General features: G+C 61.3%; 19 protein-coding genes and 2 pseudogenes. 14 read left to right on the forward strand and 7 right to left on the reverse strand.

Features of this window, described 5'->3' with window-relative positions; all coding sequences use genetic code 11:
• Window positions 1–588 (reverse strand): glutathione S-transferase N-terminal domain-containing protein (locus FMZ75_RS21595; protein WP_246728977.1); only part of this gene is annotated, 588 nt, incomplete at its 3' end.
• A 93-nt stretch (window positions 589–681) separates the two neighbouring features.
• The gene (locus FMZ75_RS14270; protein ID WP_166143714.1) at window positions 682–2,232 is read right to left on the reverse strand and encodes an MFS transporter; all 1,551 of its coding nucleotides are present in this window, start codon (window positions 2,230–2,232) and stop codon (window positions 682–684) included.
• Window positions 2,233–2,410: 178 nt separating this feature from the next.
• On the opposite strand from FMZ75_RS14270, the gene FMZ75_RS14275 reads away from it, so the two are divergent.
• Both FMZ75_RS14275 and panD read left to right on the forward strand, forming a co-directional pair.
• Window positions 2,411–3,325, forward strand: a complete 915-nt coding sequence (locus FMZ75_RS14275) for a LysR family transcriptional regulator (protein ID WP_142862852.1) — start codon at window positions 2,411–2,413, stop codon at window positions 3,323–3,325.
• Window positions 3,326–3,501: 176 nt separating this feature from the next.
• Window positions 3,502–3,908: pseudogene (gene panD, locus FMZ75_RS22050) on the forward strand (aspartate 1-decarboxylase).
• An 81-nt stretch (window positions 3,909–3,989) separates the two neighbouring features.
• Here the strand turns inward: panD and FMZ75_RS14285 are convergent.
• The 3 genes and pseudogenes from FMZ75_RS14285 to FMZ75_RS14295 all read right to left on the reverse strand — a co-directional run.
• Window positions 3,990–4,596 (reverse strand): annotated as a pseudogene (locus tag FMZ75_RS14285) (IS6 family transposase); the annotation flags it as partial.
• A gap of 712 nt (window positions 4,597–5,308) precedes the next feature.
• The gene (locus FMZ75_RS14290) at window positions 5,309–5,716 is read right to left on the reverse strand and encodes a hypothetical protein (RefSeq protein ID WP_166143716.1); all 408 of its coding nucleotides are present in this window, start codon (window positions 5,714–5,716) and stop codon (window positions 5,309–5,311) included.
• Complete coding sequence (locus tag FMZ75_RS14295; RefSeq protein WP_166143712.1) at window positions 5,713–6,036, reverse strand: hypothetical protein; 324 nt, start codon at window positions 6,034–6,036, stop codon at window positions 5,713–5,715. The genes FMZ75_RS14290 and FMZ75_RS14295 overlap by 4 nt, the downstream gene beginning before the upstream one ends.
• A 740-nt stretch (window positions 6,037–6,776) precedes the next feature.
• Here FMZ75_RS14295 and FMZ75_RS14300 point away from each other — a divergent pair.
• The 10 genes from FMZ75_RS14300 to FMZ75_RS14345 all read left to right on the forward strand — a co-directional run bounded on the left by FMZ75_RS14300 (window position 6,777) and on the right by FMZ75_RS14345 (window position 16,683).
• Window positions 6,777–7,277: an RNA polymerase sigma factor gene (locus tag FMZ75_RS14300; protein ID WP_142864356.1), complete on the forward strand. Its 501-nt coding sequence runs from the start codon at window positions 6,777–6,779 to the stop codon at window positions 7,275–7,277.
• Between the two features lie 107 nt (window positions 7,278–7,384).
• On the forward strand, window positions 7,385–8,329 hold the full coding sequence (locus tag FMZ75_RS14305; RefSeq protein ID WP_166143718.1) for a FecR domain-containing protein: 945 nt from the start codon (window positions 7,385–7,387) through the stop codon (window positions 8,327–8,329).
• Between the two features lie 159 nt (window positions 8,330–8,488).
• The gene (locus tag FMZ75_RS14310) at window positions 8,489–10,984 is read left to right on the forward strand and encodes a TonB-dependent receptor (protein ID WP_166143784.1); all 2,496 of its coding nucleotides are present in this window, start codon (window positions 8,489–8,491) and stop codon (window positions 10,982–10,984) included.
• Window positions 10,985–11,378: 394 nt separating this feature from the next.
• Entirely contained in the window at window positions 11,379–11,474 is a 96-nt protein-coding gene (mbnA, locus tag FMZ75_RS14315; protein WP_142864354.1) for a methanobactin, read from the forward strand.
• A gap of 79 nt (window positions 11,475–11,553) precedes the next feature.
• Window positions 11,554–12,387, forward strand: coding sequence for a methanobactin biosynthesis protein MbnB (mbnB, locus tag FMZ75_RS14320; RefSeq protein ID WP_142864359.1), 834 nt, complete (start codon window positions 11,554–11,556; stop codon window positions 12,385–12,387).
• Complete coding sequence (gene mbnC / locus FMZ75_RS14325) at window positions 12,359–12,943, forward strand: methanobactin biosynthesis protein MbnC (RefSeq protein ID WP_166143720.1); 585 nt, start codon at window positions 12,359–12,361, stop codon at window positions 12,941–12,943. The genes mbnB and mbnC overlap by 29 nt, the downstream gene beginning before the upstream one ends.
• Window positions 12,940–14,220, forward strand: coding sequence for a multi antimicrobial extrusion protein MatE (gene mbnM / locus FMZ75_RS14330; protein WP_166143722.1), 1,281 nt, complete (start codon window positions 12,940–12,942; stop codon window positions 14,218–14,220). Before mbnC ends, mbnM begins: the two co-directional genes overlap by 4 nt.
• 78 nt (window positions 14,221–14,298) lie before the next feature.
• Window positions 14,299–15,978 (forward strand): methanobactin biosynthesis FAD monooxygenase MbnF, encoded by a 1,680-nt coding sequence (gene mbnF, locus FMZ75_RS14335; RefSeq protein WP_166143725.1) that lies wholly within the window; start codon window positions 14,299–14,301, stop codon window positions 15,976–15,978.
• A 151-nt stretch (window positions 15,979–16,129) separates the two neighbouring features.
• The gene (locus tag FMZ75_RS14340; protein ID WP_166143727.1) at window positions 16,130–16,390 is read left to right on the forward strand and encodes a hypothetical protein; all 261 of its coding nucleotides are present in this window, start codon (window positions 16,130–16,132) and stop codon (window positions 16,388–16,390) included.
• Window positions 16,391–16,467: 77 nt separating this feature from the next.
• Window positions 16,468–16,683: a hypothetical protein gene (locus tag FMZ75_RS14345; protein ID WP_246728978.1), complete on the forward strand. Its 216-nt coding sequence runs from the start codon at window positions 16,468–16,470 to the stop codon at window positions 16,681–16,683.
• A gap of 170 nt (window positions 16,684–16,853) precedes the next feature.
• Here the strand turns inward: FMZ75_RS14345 and FMZ75_RS14350 are convergent, their stop codons facing one another.
• Window positions 16,854–17,423 carry a hypothetical protein gene (locus tag FMZ75_RS14350; protein ID WP_166143729.1) on the reverse strand — a complete coding sequence of 190 codons (570 nt, stop codon included), beginning with the start codon at window positions 17,421–17,423 and terminating at the stop codon, window positions 16,854–16,856.
• Window positions 17,424–17,997: 574 nt separating this feature from the next.
• Entirely contained in the window at window positions 17,998–18,531 is a 534-nt protein-coding gene (locus FMZ75_RS14355; RefSeq protein WP_370464721.1) for a YchJ family protein, read from the reverse strand.
• A gap of 297 nt (window positions 18,532–18,828) precedes the next feature.
• On the opposite strand from FMZ75_RS14355, the gene FMZ75_RS14360 reads away from it, so the two are divergent.
• Both FMZ75_RS14360 and FMZ75_RS14365 read left to right on the forward strand, forming a co-directional pair.
• Complete coding sequence (locus FMZ75_RS14360) at window positions 18,829–19,878, forward strand: AI-2E family transporter (RefSeq protein ID WP_166143733.1); 1,050 nt, start codon at window positions 18,829–18,831, stop codon at window positions 19,876–19,878.
• Window positions 19,879–20,041: 163 nt separating this feature from the next.
• Entirely contained in the window at window positions 20,042–20,749 is a 708-nt protein-coding gene (locus tag FMZ75_RS14365) for a hypothetical protein (RefSeq protein WP_166143735.1), read from the forward strand.
• Window positions 20,750–20,760 lie beyond the last annotated feature (11 nt).

A 20,760-nucleotide genomic window follows, 5' to 3' on the forward strand; every position in this document is an offset into this window, starting at 1 on the left:
TCGTGGCGAGGGCTGCAACATTTCGTCGACGTCTTCTCCGCAGTCCGCAATCTCTTCGTTCCATCCCGACCTTCGGGACGGTCCGCCATCGCCATCCGCCTGCATCGCCTCGGGGCGATGGCTGAGTGGAAGTCTGTGACGACAGCCGCTTGAAATCGACCCGCGTGGCGTCAACGCGCCAGAATCGGGTTTATGTGACATCGCCCTCTGAACGGACTGCTCGTCCTGGCCACAATCGACTCGCAAGTGGTGGGCGACGCGCCTCGTGATGAGAGGATGCGTGTCGGAGCCGATGAGTTGAGCCAGCGCTCTAACCCTGGCGCGCGCCAATTGCTCTCTCGGCAGGAGCGGCGGCTCGGGCTTCTTCGCATCGATATATTCGATGATGGCGAGCGACTGGGTGAGGACGGCGCCGTTGTCCTCGAGCGCAGGCAGCAGGCCCTGGGGGTTGACGGAGAGATAGCGCGCGTCGCGTTGTTCGTCCCGCGTCAGGTCATACGACACCGTCTCGTAGCTCAAGCCTTTCAGGTTGAGCGCAATTCGGACACGGAACGACGCCGAGGAACGGCCGTAGGCGTGAAGCTTCATCGCGTTTCCCGATCGATTTGCGTCGCGCATCCACGCAGCCGAAATCTGGCGCGCGCCCCGGGGCGCACTATCGGCTCGCCTCGAGGCGCGCCTTCAGTTGCTGTGGTTGTCGACGGAAGGGCTCGTCTCGATAGGCGTTCCGCGGCAGCTGGCCGCGCGGCCTCGTCCGAATGTCACCGCGCTGAAAGCGGCGAAAATCCAGATGCCGAGACCGCCATAGAGCATGACGAGGCCGAAGCCGTGTTCGAGCGCCCCACGGAGAGCGTCCGCCGGCGCCGCTGTCTCGGCGAGAGCGACGCCGCCAGCGGCGAGCTTCGACGCGAGCGCGCGCAATGTTTGTGGATCGCTGTCGGGAAGCAGATCGCGCAAATGCGACAGAATGCCGTCCTGCAAGACGAGACCCATCACGGCGATATTGATCGCGAGCGTGATCAGCCTGGCGCTCATGTCGATGCCGGAGGCCATGCCCGCACGGGCGCTCGGAACCGAGCCCGTGGTGGTGTTGGTTACCGGCGTGTTGGTCAGTCCCAGCCCGACTCCCGCCATTAGGCTGCCGGGCAGCATGGTCAGCCAGCTGGCCTCCACGGCGCCGCTGCCGAGCTTCATCAGGATGAAGCCGGAACCGATGACGAACAGTCCGGCCGGAATGACGATGCGGGGTTGGTAGCGAAGCGAAAGGCGCTCGCCAACAGGAGGGAGGAGAAGCGTCGGAAGCGTATAGGCGAGAAGCGCGAGGCCCGCCGCGACGGCGTCATAGCCGAGCACATTCTGAAAATATATGGGCAGGTAGATCATGAACGGCCAGAAGCTGAAGTTCATGCCGACGGAGCCGAACAAAGCGCCCGAGAAGGTCCGGATCCGGAACACGGAGAAATCGAACATCGGATGCGGATTACGAATCTCCGCGACGAAGAAAACAACGAGGCTCACCGTCGCCGCTCCGAGAATGCCGAGCGCCGCGCTGCTTCCGAAGCCGAGTTCGGAGCCCTGCGTGATGAAGAAGACCAGTCCGAGCACGGCCAAGGACAGCGTGACGACGCCGATCGAATCGAGCGCCTTCGCCTGCGGGTCCCTGGACTCCTCGACACTGCGGAAAACCAGCAGCAGCGTCACGAGCGTGAGCGGCGCATGGACCAGAAACACCCATTGCCAACCGGCAAGGGCGACGATGCCGCCGCCGATGATCGGTCCAAAGCCGAGACCGACGCCGAATATGATGCCCCAGACGCCAAAGGCTCTGCTTCTTTCTGCTCCTTCACTGAACTGATGCGAGAGAATCGCGATGAGGCAGATCAACATTGCGCCTCCGCCGATTCCCTGAAGAAACCGACCGGCGATCAGGAGCGGAACGCTCTGCGCGAGTCCGCATGCGAGAGACGTCGCGCCGAACAAGACCAGCGAAAGCACGAAGACGCGCTTGCGACCGTAACGGTCGGCCAATGTTCCTGCCGCCATCAGCACAGAGGTGCAGGCAATCGTATAGGCGTTCATGATCCACTGCATATCCCTGAAGTCGCCGCCGAGCGCCGTCTCGAGGAGCGGCAGGATCACCGGGACGCTGGAAATCTCCAGGCCGAACATCAGGGCCGCGAGACAAACGGCCGCAAGAGCTATCCCGTTCTTTCCCGGGAGGAAGAAGGCCATCACATTTTCCTTCCGCGCTTGATTCCGATGGGCGAGGCGCTCGTCGATCGGGAGTGTTCGAAAATACACAACCCAAAGTGCTAATCAGTCGGGTTTACGCCTATTGAGATTGGCATAAAGGAGGCGTATGATAAAAATGATATAATTTCGCGAACTCATGAACGATGGTAATGGATTGATGGCTGTCGACTTCGATCCTACGGTTCTGCGAGCCTTCGTCGCCGTCAGCGAGGCGGGCAGCTTCACGCGCGCCGCGCAAAGGCTCCATCTGACGCAATCGGCGGTCAGTCATCAGATTAGAAAGCTCGAGGATCAGATCGGTCGGCCGCTGCTGTTGCGGACGACGCGTAGCCTGGTCCTGACGGAGGACGGCGGCGATTTTCTGGGTCACGCCAAAGACATTCTCGAACGGCTCGATGCTTTGGCGCTGAGGTTCCGTCCGTCGCCGATCTCCGGAGTCGTCCGTTTCGGCGTGCCCGAGAACTTCATGAGCGAGCGGCTATCACCGCTTCTCGCTCAGTTCGCCCGCGCCTTTCCCGAAGTGCGGCTCGACGTGAATGTGAGCACTTATCTGGACCTGCAAGCGATGGTCAAGAGCAAGCAGCTCGACCTCGCGGTGGCGATGACCATTCCGGGTCACGAGACTCTCGGTGGCGACGGCGCCGAGGCGGTGATTTGGCGGACCGAGTTCGTGTGGGCGGCAACGGACACCTTCACAATTCGGCGCGGCGCCTCCATCCCTATCGCTTTCGCGCCGTCCCCTTGCGTCAATCGGCAGGTGGGCATCCGGGCCTTGGAGGACACGTCCATCGAGTGGCATATCGCTTATACTTCGGCGAGCCAGCAGGGGATTCGCGCCGCAGTGCTCGCTGGCCTCGCCATTACTGTGGTGACGCGCGGGGATATTCAGCCACGCATGAAAGTGGTCGATGGCTCTTACGGCCTGCCGCGCCTGCCACGAGCCGATTTCACGCTCGTCTGGAGCGTCGGCGAGAAGAGCGCGGCCGCCCGGGCGTTCGGGCGTATGATCCTGAGCCAATCTGAAATTCCGCCTGCGCCGGGCGCGGTCGAGCTGCTGGACGAGCCTATGTGACGGAGACCCGCGCCGTCGCTCCGCATTTCGCCACGGCGTCGGAAAGAAGATGGCGGTCATCTGATGGCGCACGCGCGCGAGTTCAGACCTCAATGGGAGAAATAAGCTCACGATATGAATATGTTCAAATTAGATATTACAACGGTTAGAGGATGTTTCGCATGTACCGCGAAATGATGAAGTCCAAGCTACATCGTGTCACAGTAACACACGCCGATGTCGACTATGTCGGTTCCATCACGATCGATCGTGATCTGATGGACATGGTCGATCTGTTGCCGAACGAAAAAGTCGATGTCGTAAACATCGCGAACGGCGCCCGTCTATCGACTTATGAATCCCGGGGAAGCGCGGCTCTGGAGTTATCGGCATCAATGGCGCGGCCGCGCGGATGGTCTCTCCTGGCGACCTTATTATCGTGATAGGCTATGCGCTCGTTCCCGGCAATGAATTGCCGAGCTTCAAGCCTGCCGTCGTTTTCGTCGACGGCCGAAACCCGATGCTGTCGGGCGACGATCCGCTGGCCCTGCCCGAGGACGGCTGCGCCCACGATCTTTCCCGGCCGGCGCTGGCGGAAGAATAATCGAACATCCGCTCTGGCATGGGCTGTGTCGCAAATTTTGTCTACGGAGACAACGCGGGCGTGTGGGAGTGACACGGCCCACGCCGCGAGGGCATAGAACTGCTGGGCTGGATGCAATTCGTCCCTGATCCGCAACTGGTCCTTTCGGATCATGCGCATGAGCTCGATCCCCGAGAGTGTCGCAGCAGCCGATCGGAAATGATTTGAAGCCCAACATGGGCCGCGTCACTCGCTTCACCGCTCGATGGTCCTGTTCGACGATATTATTGAGATATTTGATGCGGCGGATTTCGATATCCGCTTCATGCTCCGCATTGTCGCTTTCGATCGCTGCCGTGTTGGCGTTGCTCTTGTCGATCGTGATCTTCTCCGGCTTGCCATGCTGGCCGATCGCCTTACGCAGGAAACGCAACGCGGCTTTGCGATCCCTCTTGGCGGTCAACAAAAAATCGACTGTCGCGCCTGCCTTGTCGACGGCCAGATAGAGATATTTCCTGCAGCCTTTGACTTTCACGTAGGTCTCATCGAGACGCCAGCTGGACCCGATCGTGCGCTTGCGAGCACGGAACTGTTTCTCCAGCAAAGGCGCATACTCGACGACCCAGCGGTCGAGCGTGGAGTGGTCGACTTCGACGCCTCGCTCTTCCATCATTTCCTCGAGCTGACGATAGCTCATCGGATACGCCACATATCACCGGACGCCCCACAGGATCACGTCGCGTTCAAAATGGCTGCCCTTGAAATCGATCATCGGACTATTCCGCCTGCCCCAGCCCCGCGATCATAGCCCCAACCGACCCGCGAGAAAATTCGCGACAGAGCCCGTCAGCGCATCGTCGGGATCTACGTCGCTTCCGCCCAGGGCGCCGGACGCTTCTACTCCGAAAAGGTAACGGAGGCCCGAACCCTCACCACCAAGCTCGCCAACGAAGCCCGCGACGAGGATCGCGACGTCCCGCCGGCTTCGAGTCCAAGGCCCAGCGCGCTCGCCAGTTCGCCGCCAATCTCGCCATCCAGGCCTACGACCTCCTCGCCGCCGCCGAGGGAGCGGTCGCGGCCTATCTCCAAATCACCGGCGAAGATTGGAAGCCCTACGTCGCCCCCAGCGAGACCGAAAGCGTCGAACGCAAGTCCTCCGCTGCCATATTGGGAGCCTTCGGCTGAGCCAGACAGGCGGGGATCGAAAGATCCCCGCCTCTCGCCCTCTCGAAGTCGGACGAGCCGACGCGAAAAACGCAGACGGACCAAAGGGTCCGAGTTTCATTCGGACCTTGCTGAAGCGCTCTCCGCGCGAGGACCTCCCGGTCGCCGCGCTCAGAGCGCTCCCGCTTTTTGTTCAGCGCCGCCCTGTTCGACCCGCTCCTCTTCCAGCAATTCTAAATCGTCCGCCTTCGAAAGATTCAGCCTGCGATCTGTTTTTCGATTTCGGTGGGCGGCTTGGAGTCGATCAGGGTGGTCATGAGGGTCCGCCAGTCTGGAAAGACGGGATAGGCGGTGATTGTCCGAATGTGCTCGAAGAAGCGCTTTCGGACGCGCTTGGCCTCGCGGGCTTTCACCCACAGGTCTTCGAGGCAGTCGCAGACGGTGTGCATGGCGAAGGCCAGGAGGTTCATGGCCGCGAACAGCATGGCGAGGCGCTGCTTGCCGAGGCGCTGCTTGCCATGGCCGAAATTATGCTCGAGATGATAGCCGTTGTTCTCGAGAACATTGAAGCTCTCGTTCTCGATCTTCCACCTCGCCCGCGCGCAGGCGAATCTCGGCGACGCTCTCGCGCGTCGCCTCGAGCGAGGTGACGAAGGCGGCGTCATAGTGGTCTTGCCCTTGGCGTCGGCGATGGTGAGCCCGATCCAATCGACGAGGAGGCCTCTTTGCCGTCGCGCAGCGGCGCCTTCGAGAACCAGCGATAGCGGCAGGAGAGCTTCCTGGCGCCCTCCTTGCGGATGATCGTGACCTCCTCGCAGGCCGCGCCCTTCATGAAGTCATACAAGGCCTTGTGAGACTCCGGCCTGGCCGCGAGCAGGAAGTCCGCGCCGCTGGCGCGGCCTTCCTCGAGCGAACGCTGATAGGCGAGGAACGACTCCGACTGCATGAAGAACAAGGAGAAGGCCGACAGGCCGATATCGGCCATCGAATAGTCACCTGCGCCCTTCCGCTTGTCGGGAAAGGCGGCGGAGGCGTCATGCAGCCCGGAGAGGAGGCGGTCGAGAATCAGCACCCCACCTTGAATCAGAAAGCCGAGCCTACGAAAACCGAAAAACGCAACCAGACCAGGGCAATTTAGAATTGCCGTCAGATGTCCCAGCGCCTTGACCGACGACGGGGACCGAGCTTACAAATCAAGCATGGCGTATTGGTTATCCCGGCAGAAACTGGCAGCGAGCGCCCTTATCGGCGCTGTGATTTGCTTGGTCGCTTTGCAGGGTATTATTGCCTCCACACGTAGTGCAGCGGCAGTCCGATTTCATGCACCCGCCTCATTTGCGACTGCAAACTATGAGATTTGCCAAGGCGACTCCGAATCGGATCGAGGTGGGCCTATCCACGAACGCCACACGACCGATCAATGCTGCCTTCTCTGTGGGTCCGGGGGGCGTGACGATCCGCCTGCTTTCCTGTCGCTTCTTGCCGTAGCCTGCGATTTTCTCACTCATCCGACTTCGACCGGCATCGCCCTAGCCTTGGTCGACGACTTCGATCGCAGCCTCGAACCCTGGGCAAACTCTCACCTTGCTCGCGCTCCGCCACCTCTGTCCTGAACGCGCGTCTCCCTGATCTAGAGCTTGGGAGATCGTTCGAGGCGGGAACCGCTCGGGGCGGCTTCTCGCTTCGCTGTCATTGCGAGTTCGAGGCGCCAGCGGAAGCCCACCCATGTCCAAGTCCAAAAGCCGTTTGATCGGTGAACTCTTCGAGCGCAACAAGCGCGATCTTCTCGGCTGCCTGACGCGGCGCGTGGGCCACGAGGATGCTTTCGATCTTCTACAAGAGACCTTTGTGCGACTCCTTCGGCGTCGCGAGAGCGGGCCGATCGTCGATGAAGACGCCTATCTTCGAACAACGGCGATCAACCTCGCGCGCGACTTCTCCCGTCAGAGCAAGAGCATGGCCAAGCATGTCACACCGGGCGACATTCCGACCGAGATCGCCGAGGCCGGGCTCGATCCGTCACAGATTTTCGAGGCGAAGGAAAGTGTCCGCTTATTCTATGCGTCGTTGAAGAGCTTACCGCCCAAGTGCCGGGAGGTCTTCATCTTACGCCGCTTCCATGATCTCTCGCCGGACGAGATCGCTCATCGGTTGGGCATTTCCCGAAACATGGTTCTCAAACATCTGCGCCTGGCGCTAGAGCGGTGCCACGCGGGGCTCGACTAAAATTTTCCTCGAGACGACCTCCTTTATCAGCATCGACATACGTCCTATTACAATAAGAGGATCAATAGCGGCGGTGCCGCCCAATAAGAGGCAGATTGGCGCGACGTATGGAGGATGATGCTCCCTTTGATCGGGCGAGCCGCCGGACAGCGGCCATCGAATGGTGGACGCGCCTCGACTGTCGAGCCTCGACGCCGCAGGAGCGCGAGGCATTCGTCCTCTGGCTGACGCGTGATCCCGCCAACCGCGAGGCATTCGAGAAGGTTTGCCGTATCTGGGGCGAGCTAGAAGGCCTGCGGCCGCTCATAGGCGAGTTCGAGGTGCGCCCTCCGCGCCGGCTGCGGCACGCTCGCGTCACCGCCGGCCTCGCGGCGCTCGCCTTCGCCCTATTGTCCTATGTCTTTTTCGACGACGCTTGGATCTTGCTATGGGCGCAGGCCCGAACCGGCGTGGCGGAAACGAAGGTGCTTCAGCTCACGGACGGGTCGCGGATCGAACTCGGCCCTCGCTCGGCCATCTCGCTGGACTTCGGACAAGGCAAGCGAAACGTGACGCTCTTGAAAGGCGAGGCGTGGTTCGACGTCGCGCCGGACGGCAACAGGCCCTTCTCTGTTCTGGTCGCCCGCGGCTCGGTGACGGCTCTCGGCACCAGTTTCGACATCTCCACTGCAGGGGAGCGAACGGAGGTCACCGTCGCGGAGCATCAGGTGCGCGTCATGGCGGGTGGCCCGGCGATCATCGTCGATGAAGGCGAACAGAGCGCTTTCGGGCCCGACGTCCCCGCGGTCGGGCCATATCGCGTGCAAGTCGACCATGTGACCGCATGGCGGCGCGGAAAGCTGATTTTCGACGACAGGCCGCTCGCCGAAGTGGTCTCGATCCTCAGACATTATATGCGCGGGTACATTTTGATTCTCGATCCCTCGATCCGTGAGAGGCGAGTGAGCGGCGTGTTCGACGCGGCAGAGCCAATGGCCGCAATTTCTGCAATCGAAAAGGCTCTCAGCCTCCGAGCTCTCGATCTCGGCTACCTCGTCGTGCTCACGGGATAAAAAGAAAATTTTTTTGCTCTTAGACCTCCCCGGAGGAGGGGCTGGTTCGTCCTTGTCAAAGTGGGGAGGCGCGAATGTCTGCCGCCACGAGACAAGACAGGACCAAAATAGATGTCGGGTCGGATTCCTAACGGAAGCACGTCAGCGAGGGGTGGGATGATGAGCGCGACGGCCATCGTGACCGCGATGAGCGCTCTCGCATTCACGTCGAATGCCGATCGCGCCGAAGCGCACGCGCAGATGTCGCAGAGAGAAATCGCCGACATCGTGCGCACTTACGACCTTCCGGCTGGACCGATTTCGACGGCGCTCAACAGCGTCGCGGACGCGAGTGGCGTGCGCATCGTCTACGATTCGCGATTGACTCGCTCACATAGAACCGCGGGGCTTTCCGGACCTCATAGCCTCGCCGAGGCGCTCTCAGAAGTGCTGTCGGGAACCGGGCTGAGCTTCGAATTGTCCCCGAACGGAAAGTCTGTGCTGATCGTTCTGGCGCAGGCCACAGGAACGCGCACCGATGCGAACGAGAGCGGCGCGACGCCGCTGCCGGCGATCGACATCGGCGCCGAAACGGATCGCCCGCAAGGAACCGGACGACCAGGACTCGGCCAGGGGCCCGGCGACAGGCGCACCGGCTATAGCGCCGAAAGCGCGCCGACCACATTGAAGTTCGACGCGCCACTGATGAAGACGCCGATCTCGGTCGGCGTTGTAACGCGCCAAGCGATGGACGATCAGCAGGCGATCTCGGTCGGCGACGCGCTTTTCACCAATGTCAGCGGCGTCACGCCCTCGACCGCGCAGCTCGACGTGTTCAAGGTTCGTGGCTTCTTCAACGTGCTCGGCAATATGTACAAGAACGGCCTGATGGAATATCGGGTGCGCAATCTCGACACCAGCAATCTCCAATCGATCGAGGTGCTGAAAGGCCCTGCGGCGATGGAATTCGGCAGAGGCGAGCCGGGCGGCGTCATCGATCTCGTGGTCAAGCGGCCGCTGGCGACGCCATACTACTCCATTCAGGAGCAGGTGACGTCCTATAGCGGCACCCGGACGACGATCGACGCCACCGGGCCGCTGACCGAGGACAAATCGCTGCTGTATCGCGTCAACGGCACTTTTTTTCGCACCGATTCCTATCGAAATTTCGTGACGGACCGAAATTTCTTCGTTGCTCCGACGATCAGCTATCATCCTGTCGAGCAGTTCCGCATCAATGTCGATTTCGAATATCAGAACAGGACCTGGGTCGACGATTATTTCATCCTGCCGGCCGTCGGCGGGGCCCCGGCCAATATTCCCGTCGGCCGCTATCTGTCTTCGGCCTCGCTCATGACCAGCATGCCGGACCACCTTGAGCGCACGCGCATCGCCTATGACATGAGCTACGAATTCCTGCCGGGCTGGAGCCTGACCAATCGGCTCAGCTACACCAGCATGGCGACGAGAAACGTGAACATTGCTCCCTTGGGCTTCGATCAGGCGACCGGCCTACTCAGCCGCTACGCCTTCGTCGTTCCCGGCACGACGGATCGGACCTTCGCGACCAATCTCGATCTGAAAGGCAAATTCGAAACGGGACCGGTCTCCCATTCGATATTGCTGGGGCTCGACGCGCTCAAGAATTATATGCCGATCAATCTCCAATATCAGCCGATACTGAGCACCATCAACATCTACGCGCCGAACTCCTGGCAGATCGAAAATCCTTACAGCAATCCCGTCTACAGCAAGGCCGGCCAGAAATGGACGGGCATTTATGGCCAGGACATGCTCTCCTTCTTCGACGACACGGTTCACGTGCTGCTGGGAGGACGCTTCGATTGGGCGGAGACGAGCACCAACAAGAATCTCAAATCCGCAGTCGGCGCGGAGGCGAGCTATGTGAGCACCTACAACACCGCGTTCAGCCCGCGTGTCGGCTTGGTGTATCAGCCGCAGCCCTGGCTTTCGCTCTACGGCAATTTCACGCAATCTTTCGGCGTGGCCAATTCGACCCGCGTCGGCATTCCGCTCGCGCCACAGAAAGGCGAGATGTACGAAGGCGGGCTGAAGGCCGAGCTTCTCGACAAGCGGCTCACCTTGACCATGTCATACTTCGACATTTTCAAGACCAATGTTCCCTATACCGATCCGACCAACGCCAACAACACGCTGCTGATCGGCAAGGCGCGCAGCCAGGGATTCGAATTCGACCTCAAAGGCCGCATAGACGACAATTGGAGCGTCATCGCCAATTACACGCATGATGATGTGCGAACCGTGGAGGGCGCGACCTCCTACAATCCGCTGACGCTCATCACGACGCAGCTCGCCATCGCCGGCGCCAAGCTGCCGGGCAGTCCGCGCAACTATGGCAATCTCTGGGTGAAATATGAGGCGGATGGCGCATTGCGCGGATTGAGCCTCGGCGGGGGCCTCACGGTCGTCGAGAGCGCGCTCGGCGACAACGCCAACTCCTTCGTCCTGCCCGGATATACGCTGGTCAATGGCATGATCGCCTACAGCACGAAGATCTCCGACTACACCGTGACGGGGCAGCTGAATGTGAAGAACATAGGCAATACGACATATTATCAGACCGCTGCGGATCGCTACACGATCCTGACCGGCGCGCCGCGCACCTTCATGGGCTCGCTGCGCGTCGAGTTCTGAGCGGCACGCGAATATGAGCCGGGCGCGCCGAGAAGCTGCGATATTCGAACGACACGCACGCCCTCGCCGATGACGGGGGCGGACGACTCTTTCGCCGTCCCTGGTCGCCTATGAATTCCCCGTCGATGACGACAATCTGGACATAAAGCGACGCGGCGCCCGCCCGCTCCGCAAAAGCACAGCGTATGTATTTTTTACATGTATGAAGTTCAAATATCGTATTAATACGCATATTTTGGAATTTTATTCCGCAAGATGTTTACATCAATAGAATTATATTATATATATGACTCGCTGCATGGTAGACGTTACATGCAGATTACCATCAGCGCTATGCACAATACATGTATTCGCTGCTGGTTTATTTCAACATTGACGTCTTCAGGAGGAAGCTATGGCTATCAAGATCTCCAAGAAGGAAGTGCTCCCGGTTCTCGGCCGCCTCGGCGCGATGTGCGCTTCGTGCTCGATCTGCGGCCCGAACTGCTGAGTTCGCCGCGCGCCGCCTCCGACACTCACGTCGGGGGCGGCGCATTTTGCGTGGGATCATTCTCGGAGGCGTCTTCGATATGCAGATCGGCTTCAATTTCACGACAAACCCGACGCTCGATATGGTTCAGAGAATGATCCGGGAGCGTCAGATCGATTATTGCGAACTGCTCATCGATAATTTTCTCCATGTTCCTCCGCGCGAGCTGGAGAGCGTTTTCAAATGCCCGCTCGCCTTTCACATCATGTTCTCGCGGTTTCTCGAGAGCGACGTAGAATTTCTCTCCAAATTTGCGAAGCGATTGCGCGAGCTGATCGACGCGCTGAATCCGCTCTACGTCTCGGACCACGTCCTGCGCTTCACGCATGAGGGCCGGCGTCTCTATCATCTCGGCGAAATCGATTACGAGACGGAATACGAGCTCGTCAAGCAACGCGTCTCGCAATGGCAGGACTTGGTCGGACGGCGCCTGTATCTCGAGAACTATCCATCGCTCATGGAAGGCGGATGGGAGGCGCCGGCCTTTTTCGAGCGGCTCACGAAGGAAACCGGCGCAGGCGTTTTGTTCGACGCGTCGAACGCGGTCTGCGCGAAGCGCAATTGTGGCGCGCCGGTCGAGCGCTGGTCGAATGTGATCGAGTCGACCGAGCATTACCATGTCGCCGGCTATGGGCCGTCATTCAGCGCGCCGCATGTCACCGTCGACGCGCACGACCGCGAAATGGCTCCGGACACGATCGAATTCCTCACGTCCATGCGATCGTCCTTCGACAAGCCCGGCGCGACGATGACTTACGAGCGCGACTACAACATCGAATACGATTCGATATCCGTCGATCTGCAGCGTCTGCGCGAGATTTTTTCCAACACTCCGGAGCCCGATCATGCGTCTCTTGTCACCTGCGCCAGCTAGAATCGACGCGGATCTCTTCAAGGATTTGATGAGCCCAGATCGGCTCGCGACCTATCCGCGCGAATCGCGCGCTTTTCTCCGCGTCGACATCAGCATTCGCTCCTATTGGCACACATTGTTCGACACGGTCCCGAAATTGCTCGAGCTTTCCGGCCCCGACGGCCAGGCGATCTTTCTGCCTTTCATGGACTGGGCGCGCGAAAACAAGCTCTCCTTCGACTGGACCTTTTTCCTCTGGGTCTACAAATGGCTGACGCAGTCGCAGTTCCGCGATCAGCTGAGCGAAGAGCTCATGCTGTCGATGATGTCCGCCTCCGCCTCTCGCTGGCTCGGATATGACCGCGACGTCGATGCTCTCGGCGTCGTGCTCGGCTCGACGGCGCTCGACGGCGCGGTCGTTGGATGGAAGATGAACAGCGTTTATTGCCGCCTCGAGCAGGTGGAGCGCTTGACCTTCGAGGAGCCGCTGCCGCCGCCCGACGATTTCTTCGGCTATTTCATGACGCCGAGCTTCGAGCTCGACCATTTCCCCGGCTGGCGGCCGCTCCCGCTATGATCGAGAAAGGCTTCTGGCGCGGCTATTGGCCCTTGCTGATCACCCTCGGCGCCGTGCAGATTTCCCAGCAGCTGGACATCGTCATGTTGCGGCCGGCGGGAAGCGAGGCGCAGAACGCGTATGCGCTGCTCGCGCGTCTGGCGATGATCGATACGGCGCTGATGACGGCGGTCGGGGCAGTCGCCTCGACCACCGTCGCGCAGAAGCGGCGCACGACCGACGCATCCGCGCTCGATGGCGCGCTGCTCCTTTCGCTGCTCTCCGGAATCGCCTGCGCAGCCGGAGCCTTCGTCCTCTATCCCGGCGTCGCGACGCTGGCGGCGGGAGACGGCCCGGTCTCCACGCTGATTGCGGCGGGAATCGGCCTCTACGCGGTCACGACGCCGCTGCGCTTCCTCGTCAACAGCTCGGTCCTCATGCTCCATGCGTTGAACGACGGAGCCGCAGTCGTGCGCTGGAAAGTGATCGAGCTCGCCCTGAAATTCGTCGGCAATCTCCTCTTTATCGATTATCTCGGGGGCGGCTTCTCCGGGTGTTTCGCGAGTGGCCTTCTCGTCGCGGCGATCTCGGCCGCCTGGTGCTGGCGCGCGCTGGCCGCGCATCGCGAAACGCCGCTGCGCCTGCCGACTCTATCTTTTGCCGCCGGCTTTTTTCGCTCCGCCGCCTGGGAAGCGCAGCGGACTCTGGCCATCCATCTCGCCATCTTTGCCGGCGTCGCGCTCTTTGCGACTCCATCGCTCGGACATTACGAGCTCGCACGCTTGAGCGCCTATGCGACGGGTCAGACGCTGATGCTCGCGATCATCGCGCCGCTGTTGGCTCTGACGCGCTTCCTCTCCTTCCGATTGGCGCGTCTCGACGCCGCCGATGTCGCCCCTTTCGCACGCGATTTGTGGCTTCGCGGAGCGCCGATCGCCTGTCTCGCGGCTCTGGCTCTGCTCGCGAGCCGCGATCCACTAGGAAATCTATATGGGCAGGCGGGCCCATGGTGGTCATCGATGATCGCAGCGATCGCCGTCTCATTGCCGATTCGGCATTCCGCCAATGTGGCGAGAGCCGGGCTCTTCGCCCGTGGCGCCTTCGCCGTGGTCGCGATCACGGACAGCATCGCGCTCTGGTCCTGCGGCGTTCCCCTTCTCGCGTTGGGGCTGCTCGTCGATGCGCCAGAGGTCGCCTATTTGTCGCTCATCGTTCCCGAAGCCGCTTGCGCGCATCGCTTTTGGCGCAGTCTGCCGCTGGCGCCGCCGCATCGCGCGTCGGGGAGCTTGGCGCACTGAAAATTCTCTCGGCTACCACGCTCGGCCGTCCTTCGAAAAAGAAAGCAGAACAAGCAAGCGACGAGAGGCTAGAGGACCATGACGATTGAACATGTGCCAGTCCTGATCTCCGGCGCAGGCTATGCGGGCCTGACGGCCGCGTTGATGCTATCGCTGCGCGGCGTTCCGTGCCTTCTGGTGGAGCGTCGGGGCGCCTTGTCCGATCATCCGAGGGCGCATGGGTTCAGTCTTCGTAGCCTCGAGCTGCTCCGGCAGGCGCCGGGCCTCGAGAAGGATTTGCTGCTCGCTGCACGCGCCGAGCCCGGCGATACGACGATCATGATCGCGGAGACGGTCGGTGGTCCTCCGATCGAGATATTGGCTGCGCCGAACGGCTTCGACACGCGTACATTGTCGCCGGCTCCATTGTGCAGCGCCGGCCAGGATCGGGCCGAGCCGGTGCTGCTCCGGCATGCTCGCGCTCATGGAGCCGATATCCGCTTTTCGACCGAACTACTGAGCTTCTCGCAAGATGCGGAGAAGGTCCATGCAGTTTTGCGCGACGCAGTGAATGGAAGGCAGAAGACGGTCGTCACTGATTATCTCATTGCCGCTGATGGAAGCGGCAGCCCTGTCCGCACGTCGCTCGCCGTAGACATGAAAGGACGAAGCGGCGTCTCCCACGCCATTTCTATTCTTTTCAAGGCCGATCTCTCGGCCTCAATGGCCGGCCGCGGCTTTTTCCTCTGCTATCTCCGCAATCGCGAGCTAACGGGGGCCTTCGTCAGCTGCGACGATCCTGACCAGGGCCAGCTCAATGTCGAGTACGATCCCGCCCGTGAAGCGATATCGGATTTCGATGCGGCGCGTTGCATCGCGCTGGTTCGCGCCGCGCTCGGCCAGAGCGATCTCGAGGTCGAAATCCTGAGCGTCCTTCCTTGGCGAATGTCGGCGTTGCTCGCCGATCGAATGAAGATTGGCCGCGTGTTCCTCGCTGGCGACGCAGCGCATATCATGCCCCCCGTCGGCGGCCTTGCTGGCCAAGCCGCCATTCAAGATGCCGCCGATCTCGCTTGGAAAATCTCCATGGTGACGAAAAAGCAGGCCGATCCGACGCTGCTCGACACCTATGAAGACGAGCGGCGTCCCGTCGCACAGCTTTCGATCGCCCGCGCAATGGAGAATTACGTTCGTCGGCTACGCCAAGATCGCGACGATCTCGGCGAAGCATTTGGCCGCGTGAGCTATCTCGATGCCGCCATGAGCTACCGCTATCGATCACGGGCCATTTCCGTCGAGGAGCCAGACGACGGCCTCCCTGCGGACGACACGCTGCATCCGAGCGGAAAGCCCGGCTCCCGTCTCGCCCATGTCCCGCTCATTCGCGATGGCGTCGAAATCTCAACGCATGATCTCGTCGGCCGCGGCTTCGCGCTGTTGGCCGGACCGGCAGGCTCATCCTGGGTCGAGGCGGCAAAAACTCTCGCACAAACTCATGGTGTGGCGACGACGGCATTCGGCATCGGCGTCGATCTTAGCGACCCAACCGGAACCTTTCTGGAGCGCACCGGACTCGAGCCAGCAGGAGCGTTGCTTCTCCGCCCAGACGGATTCATCGCATGGCGGTCACTTGGAGCAAGCGGCGATACGGAGCAAGCGCTGAGGCGGGCTTACGCGCGCGCGCTCTGCCTTGACCGAAGCCAATTGCGGATCCGCTCTGTCGCAGAACCCAGTTTGCCGACGCCGTCCTGTGAGACAAGCACGACACTCATGCAGTGAGAGAGCGATGCCGACCCCATTCTCCCATATAGTGAATTGCCAAGCCCTTCATTTCCGCTGCCCAGCCCGATGGGTGCGTCCGGCGCTCGTCGCAAGTTTAGGTGTCGCAGCAATTACCGTCCCTGGAGACGGTCTGCTCGCGGCGGAGTCGATGAACCCCAGAAACGAGCAGCTTTCAGGAGAGGAAAGTAAGGGTGAAGCGAGCCTTGTCCAACTCCTGTCGAGCTGGCAAGCGTGTTTCACGCAGGAGAAGGTGACGAAAAGGAACGCCGAGACGATCGTGGCCGCATGCGATCACGCGGCAACCTTCTCGATTGTGCATCCGACGGAGCGCAAAAGGATCGCCTATCGGCGCGCAAAAGTCCTTCAAGCCGCAGACGAAGCTCGCGCACCCGATCCGGAGAAGCAATGACCGCTTCGGTGCGAGCGCGGTTCCAAAAAAATCTCACCTTCGACTTTATCATTCGGCTATAGGTCGAATGAAGCCAAATGTCGATCGACAGCTGGCCAGGAGCGGAGACGAGCGGGCCGAACGCCGGCGACGGTGCAGTCGGCCCGTTGATCATTAAGATCAATCTGACGCCGCAGGAGAAATCGGACCTTTTGGTCTTCCTGAAGACATTGAGGGATGAGAGTCTGCTCGCATCGCCGCGTTTCGCGGACCCGTGGCGCGCCACGGTCGGCGCGTATGCGCCGTCGAATTGACGTTGCGCTCATATCTATACGCTGTCGATTTATATATAGAAATCGATTTCGACACGAACGAGATTATTCGAAACATGAATTCCCGCGACGTCGATCGGACGCGGGCCGCGCGCGCCGCCGACGCTCGCCGACTGATGGACGCCCTTCTACGACTCTTGCCCCCATAGGCGCTAGGATAAGGGCTGACGGGGTATTTGAACTGCAATTTTCGTTTTCTTCGGAGTTCTGCGAGGAGGTGGTGGAATCTCGGGGAAGCGGCGAGCAAGGCGTCGAGCGTGAGGCGACCGAGGATCGCGGCGCGCAATATCGCGATGACGAGCTTTTGCGCGCGCCAGATCGACGGCGCGTAATGCGCCGCGAGCAGGTCTTCCGGGGGAAGAGTCCAGGAGGTCCTGGCTGCATTCGTCGGTGAGGATGGCGAGGATCAGATGGGCGTATGTCCAGCTGCGCCCGCCCTTTTCGGTCTTGCTGCGGCCCCGCCGGCGCGGGCAAGGCGCCTTCGCCTGCAACAGATGCGTGACGATCGCCGCGAGGAAGTCGCAGGATTGATGCAGCCGATCGTTGAGCGAGGCGTCGGTGGAATCGGCGACGCCCGAAAGCTGCGCCCAGGCGGCGGTCTGCCGCAGCGACATGCCGCCGGGACCTCGCGCCAAAGCCAAACGAAGCAAAGCCTTCGCGTCGGGAACGCCGCGACGGCGCATCAGCGCTCGCTTTTCCAGAGCCAGCGCCTCGAGGTCCAAACCCTTGCTCAATCGAGCCAGAAGGTCAGGCCAATCGCGATCGAAGAGAGATGCCGAATCATGCATCTCACCTATGAATCACAATACGATTCGGCCCGTCCAGCCCTTATCCTAGCGCCTATGCCCGTGTCCGCTTACCCGCCCGTTAACGTGACAACGCCCTCGGCTGCGGGAGAATTGGTCGAGGCGCTCATCGAAACGCCGAATGGAAAAGTCGATCTGACGAACTCGGCGCCGGCCGGCCGAACGGGGCGGCGATGGCGAAAAGGAGCGTTGAACGGCCTTGCCGCGGCGAAGCGATCCGACGCGGGTCGGCCTCGTCGCGGCGCGAAAGCGCCTCGCGCGTCCCGAGCGAAGCCGGCCGCATCGGCCGAAGACGGGGCGAGGCGCCGCCCCGGAGGTTCGAAAGCGCCGACCGACAAATTGATCGCCTATGCGCAAAATCTCGCGCGCGCGAACAAAGCGAAATTACCCGAAGGCTATCAGCGAGACTTCGACGCCTGCCGTCGAACATGCGAGATGACGCGACTTCCGCTCGTCTCCCCGTCGTCACATGGACGAAGGGCTCGTCAAATCACGCCGCGGCGCCGCAGCACTTCTTGTATTTCTTCCCCGATCCACAGGAACAAGGATCATTGCGTCCCGGTCGAGCTTCCCGGATGACAGGCGCGCTCTTGCGGCCCTCGCCTTCGACGAAATACCAGCGCTGATCGGCCTCGTCGAAGCGAAACTCCGCGCGCTCCCGATGCGTCATGCGCAGCCCTTCGGAGATATAATGAGCGGTGAATTCGACATAGCCCTTCGCATCGCCGGGCCGGCCGTCCTCCGTCGCTTCGATCTCGAGTCCGAGCCACTGCGATTTTTTCGACCAATCCGTCGCCGCCTCACGATGAAAACCGGCCCGACGTTCCGGCGCCAGCGTATCCTGCAGATAGTCGATGCGCCCGAGCGCATAGGCGGAATAGCGCGAGCGCATCAGAGCTTCAGCGCTGGGCGCGGGCCTCGCCCCATCGATATAAGGTCCACAGCAAGCGGACAGGGGCGCCGGCTCGGCGTCTTTGGCGCGGCACGGGCAGGGCTGATCGGTCATTTTCGGAACGCGGCTCATTTCGACGTGAAGCGGAGCCCCGAGAAGTAAACAGCGCGCGTCACGGCGTCCACCGATTTTTTTGTCCGTCGCAAGGGGCGTCGAGCGGTGGAGAATCGAGACCAAAGCGGAGGACAGGCCGCACCCTTTCGGCGTTGCGCCCGGATCGGGCCGACGGCAAGATACGTGATGAGCTCTCTACGCGATGAACTCTCGCGTCGAAATTTCAGAAGCGATACGGGGACCAGGAGCGGCGATGTTCGCGTGTCGCGCCGATCGCCGCATCGGAGAAGGAAAAAGCGCAGCGGGGAGGCCGACATGCAAAATCGACAAATATTCGGTTTGATTCTGCTCGCCGGCATGATCGCGCTGGGCGTCGTCGTCATCAGTCCCTTCTGGGCGCCGCTCGCCTGGGCCGCCATTCTCGTTCACGCGACCGACGGCGCCTTTCGCCGCTGCCTGCGCCTCTGCGGCCAGCGGCGCAATCTCGCCGCCGCAGTCACGACGATTCTTTTGATCGTTCTCATCGTCGTTCCGGTGTCGCTGCTGCTGGTCGATCTGCAGAGCGAGATCGTCGGCGCCTATCGCGATCTATCGACGAAATTCGCGGATGAGCCGCTGGTCTTGCCCGAGGCGATCGCGCGACTGCCCGTCATCGGCCCTGCGTTGACCGACGCGCTGAACAATGTCGTGAACGATCCGGAGTTTCGCAAGCAGCAGCTCAACGAATGGATGGAGCCCTGGATCCGTCAGTTCGCCGGGGTCGTCGGCGCGGTCGGCCGCAGCATCGCGCAATTCGGCGTCACCACGATCGCGGTGTTTTTCTTTTATCGCGACGGCGACCTCATACTCGAGCAGATCCGCATCGGACTTCGACGAGTGGTGGGAGAAACGGCGGATCGATATGTCCGAGCCGTAGAGACCACATCGAATGCGGTCGTGTCGGGCCTGATCGTCAGCGCGCTGGCGCAGGGCTTCATCGCCGGCGTCGGCTATGCGTTCATCGGCGCCGGCCCACCCGTTCTGCTCGGCGCGGCGACCGCTCTGACGGCGCTGATTCCCTTGGTCGGAACGGTGGCGATCTGGGGACCGCTCGGCGTCTGGCTTCTTCTCACCGACCAGATCGGCGCAGGCCTCGGGCTGCTGGCCTGGGGCGCGCTCATCGTCAATCCGACCGACAATATTCTCAAGCCTCTGCTCATCAGCACCGCCTCCGACATTCCGCTCGTCGTCGTCTTTCTCGGGGTGATGGGCGGCCTGCTCACCTTCGGCTTCGTCGGATTGTTCCTCGGCCCGCTGATTCTGGCCGTGCTGCTCGCCATATGGCGGCGATGGCTGGAAGCCGAAGCTCCCGAAGCGGAGCGCTGAATTTGCGCACGGCCATTGAAGCCGCTCTGGTCGACGGCTATGTTTCAGCGGGATGTTCGCGTCACGTCGACGGATCGCTCGCCTTTTCGAGCCGTCCCCGCCGTCCAGAGCCTCCACTCGCGAAAGAGCGTCGAGGCCAGCCTACCAGCCGGAGAGCCGACCGATGACGAAGGGTCACGAATCTGGACGAGACGCCGGCGCCGCAACCAAGGGCGCCGGAACTCCCGAAAGCGGCTGGCTGCATACGGTCGAGCATGAGGTCGAAGAAATCGCTCACGGGGTCGAGGAGATCGCTCACGAAGTCGAAGAAATTGTCCAGGAACCGCCGCCGGCGCTGTTCCTGCATGTGCTGAGGATCGACCTTCCCTATATCGTGATGCTGCTGGCCGCCGTCCTCGGGATCGGAATGGCGACCTTCACCGGCGAGATGACGCCGATCTATTGGGAAATTTTGACGCCCCTCTACGCCATCATCTGCATTCACACCGGCTGGCGCAAGACCGAGGATCGCGAGGCGCGGCTGAAGCTCGTATGGACCCAATCCGCGCATTGGCTGTCCGTTCTCGTCGCCATGTATGTGATCTATCTGCCGCGCGTGCAGGATGTGATGAACAACAACGCCGCCGGCATCACATTGATGACCATTCTGGCGCTCGCCACCGTGCTCGCCGGCATACATGCCGCGGCCTGGCAGATCTCCGCGGTCGGCCTCGTGCTGGCGATCTCGATCCCGATCATCGCCTGGATTCAGCAATCGGCGCTGATTCTGACGATCGTCGTCATCGTTCTCGTCTTCGCGCTTCTCGTCGGCGCCTCGCTCTGGTGGACGACGCACAAGGAGAAGCGCAAATTATCCGACGCGGCGGGCTGAGGGGGACGATG

This window comes from Methylosinus sp. RM1, assembly GCF_011378635.1.
Classification (GTDB): Bacteria; Pseudomonadota; Alphaproteobacteria; order Rhizobiales; family Beijerinckiaceae; genus Methylosinus; species Methylosinus sporium.